This window comes from Mycobacterium arosiense ATCC BAA-1401 = DSM 45069 (genome assembly GCF_002086125.1).
GTDB lineage: Bacteria > Actinomycetota > Actinomycetes > Mycobacteriales > Mycobacteriaceae > Mycobacterium > Mycobacterium arosiense.
Map to the genome: position 1 here is coordinate 1 of NZ_MVHG01000178.1, position 2,500 is coordinate 2,500.

Annotated in this window: 1 protein-coding gene and 1 pseudogene; one reads left to right on the forward strand and one right to left on the reverse strand. The window is 64.1% G+C overall.

The window, feature by feature from the left end:
- Positions 1-198: 198 nt before the first annotated feature.
- Positions 199-482: pseudogene (locus BST14_RS31500) on the reverse strand (FAD-dependent oxidoreductase); the annotation flags it as partial.
- Between the two features lie 144 nt (positions 483-626).
- Between BST14_RS31500 and BST14_RS27880 the strand changes: the two are divergent.
- Positions 627-2,351, forward strand: a complete 1,725-nt coding sequence (locus BST14_RS27880) for a DUF3556 domain-containing protein (protein WP_083067467.1) — start codon at positions 627-629, stop codon at positions 2,349-2,351.
- The last annotated feature ends 149 nt before the right edge of the window (positions 2,352-2,500 follow it).

Sequence of the window (2,500 nt, forward strand, 5' to 3'; positions counted from 1 at the left end):
GCTATCGCCGGCCTCCGACACAAACCGCCCCATCGAAACCACTGAAACAAAAGTGGCACAAGTGATTTGGCCAGGCGACCGGGTCAAGTGGAATTGCTCTGGCGCTTCGGCCTTGTCACCGATCCGGTCGACGAGTTCGCCGATGACCAGGGCCCTGCGCTCGGCCCCGTCGTGTACAGGCCGGCGAGGGCCATGTCCAGCATCGCCGTTGTTGTGCTGCTTGCACGCCGGCCTGCCGAACTCGTTCATCAGCGCATAGATTCGGTCCTGGCCAGGACCGATCCACGCGCCGCGCGATCGATCCACGTTCCGTCGGCCCGTGTCTCGGTGAAGGTACGACCACCGACCCGGTCACGCGCCTCCAGCAAGGCCACCGAATGCCCCGCCTGGATGAGCCGCAAAGCGGCGGTCAGACCCGCGAATCCCGCTCCGACCGCGCAATAATCGACCTCGGACCCGGCTGTCTCCTCAACCTCGTCCACCCCAGCAGCAAACTACACCGACCGGGCACCGGGGGTGGCCGGTTAACACAGAATTCCGGTTGCGTTCGCGCGGGCGGCCGCCCGGCGGGGCCCGGGTTCAAGCTTGCAGCACGTAGGCCTAGCCCACGTTTTAGTCTGTGGACCATGGGATTTCTGAAGCCCGAGTTGCCGCAGCTCGACATGGCCGAATGGAACAAGGGCACCCGTAGCGAGAAGATTCGGCCGATGGCCAAGCACTGGGCCGAGGTGGGCTTCGGGACGCCGGCGGTGCTCCACCTGTTCTATGTGGTCAAAATCCTGCTCTACATCCTCGGCGCGTGGCTGTTCGCATCGGCTACCGACGGTCTCGGCGGCTTCACACACGTCGCGTCGTGGTGGTCGGAGCCGATCGTGTTCGAGAAGGTCGTGCTCTACACGATGCTGTTCGAGGTGATCGGGCTGGGATGCGGCTTCGGGCCGTTGAACAACCGGTTCTTCCCGCCGATGGGCTCGATACTGTATTGGATGCGCTTCGGCACCATTCGGCTGCCACCGTGGCCGAATCGGGTCCCGCTCACCCGCGGCACCAAGCGCAAGCCGGTAGACGTCGCGCTCTACGCGCTGTTCCTGTTGTTCACGCTCGCGGCGCTGTTCGCCGACGGCACCGGGCCGATGCCCGAGTTGGGCACCAGGATCGGACTGCTGCCCGGCTGGAAGATCGTGTTGATTCTGTTGCTACTGGCGGTGGTTGGTCTGCGCGACAAGGCGATCTTCCTGGCCGCGCGGGGCGAGGTCTACGCGACGATGGCCGTGACGTTTCTCTTCGGCGCGCCCGACATGATCGTCGGCTCCAAGGTGGTCTTCCTGGTTATCTGGATGGGCGCCGCGACATCCAAACTCAACAAACACTTTCCGTTCGTGATCTCCACGATGATGTCGAACAACCCGCTGGTGCGGCCCCGCTGGCTGAAGCGGCGCTTCTTCGAGAACTTCCCGGATGACCTGCGGCCCGGCCGCCTGTCACGCTGGATCGCGCACCTGAGCACCGCCATCGAGATGCTGGTGCCGTTACCGCTCTTCTTCTGTCACGGCGGCTGGCCGCTGACGATCGCCGCGATCCTGATGGTGTGTTTTCACCTGGGGATTCTCGTGTCGATCCCGATGGGCGTGCCGCTGGAGTGGAACGTCTTCATGATCTTCGGCGTATTGTCGTTGTTCGTCGCGCACACCCACGTCGGGCTGCGCGAGCTGCGGCACCCGGTGGTGGTCGCGGTCCTCTTCGTCGTCATTGCCGGAATCGTGTTGTTGGGCAACATGTTTCCGCGCAAAATCTCGTTTTTGCCCGGGATGCGTTACTACGCGGGCAACTGGGACACCACGCTGTGGTGCATCAAACCCTCGGCCAGCGACAAGATCAGCCGGGGCATCGTGGCGATCGCCAGCATGCCGCAGGCACAGCTGGAGCGGTTCTACGGCAGCCCCGAGGCGGCGCAGATCCCGATCTATATGGGATATGCGTTCCGCGGCTTCAACACTCACGGCCGGGCGCTGTTCACCCTGGCGCACCGGGCCATGGCCGGCCAGAACGAGGACGACTACGTCATCACCGACGGCGAGCGTATCTGCAGCACCGCGATCGGCTGGAACTTCGGCGACGGCCACATGCACAACGAGCAACTGATCGCCGCGCTGCAGGAGCGCTGCCACTTCGAGCCCGGCGAGGTCCGCGTGGTTCTGCTTGACGCGCAACCGATTCACAAGCAGACGCAGGCGTACCGGTTGGTCGACGCGGCGACGGGTGAATTCGAGCGCGGGATCGTGCGGGTCGCCGACATGGTCGTCCGCCAACCGTGGGCCGACGACGTTCCGGTGCAGGTGGTTTCGGAGTAGCTCGCGCGAGCAGACGCAAAAGCCCCGGCACGCGCGGCGTGTCGGGAACTTTTGCGTCTGGTCGCTAGGAAACTAGTGTCCTGAGTCGTTAATTCGCCCGCTCTTGTTAGTATGGGTGATGCCGTCGCCGCATGCTGCCACGATCGTGT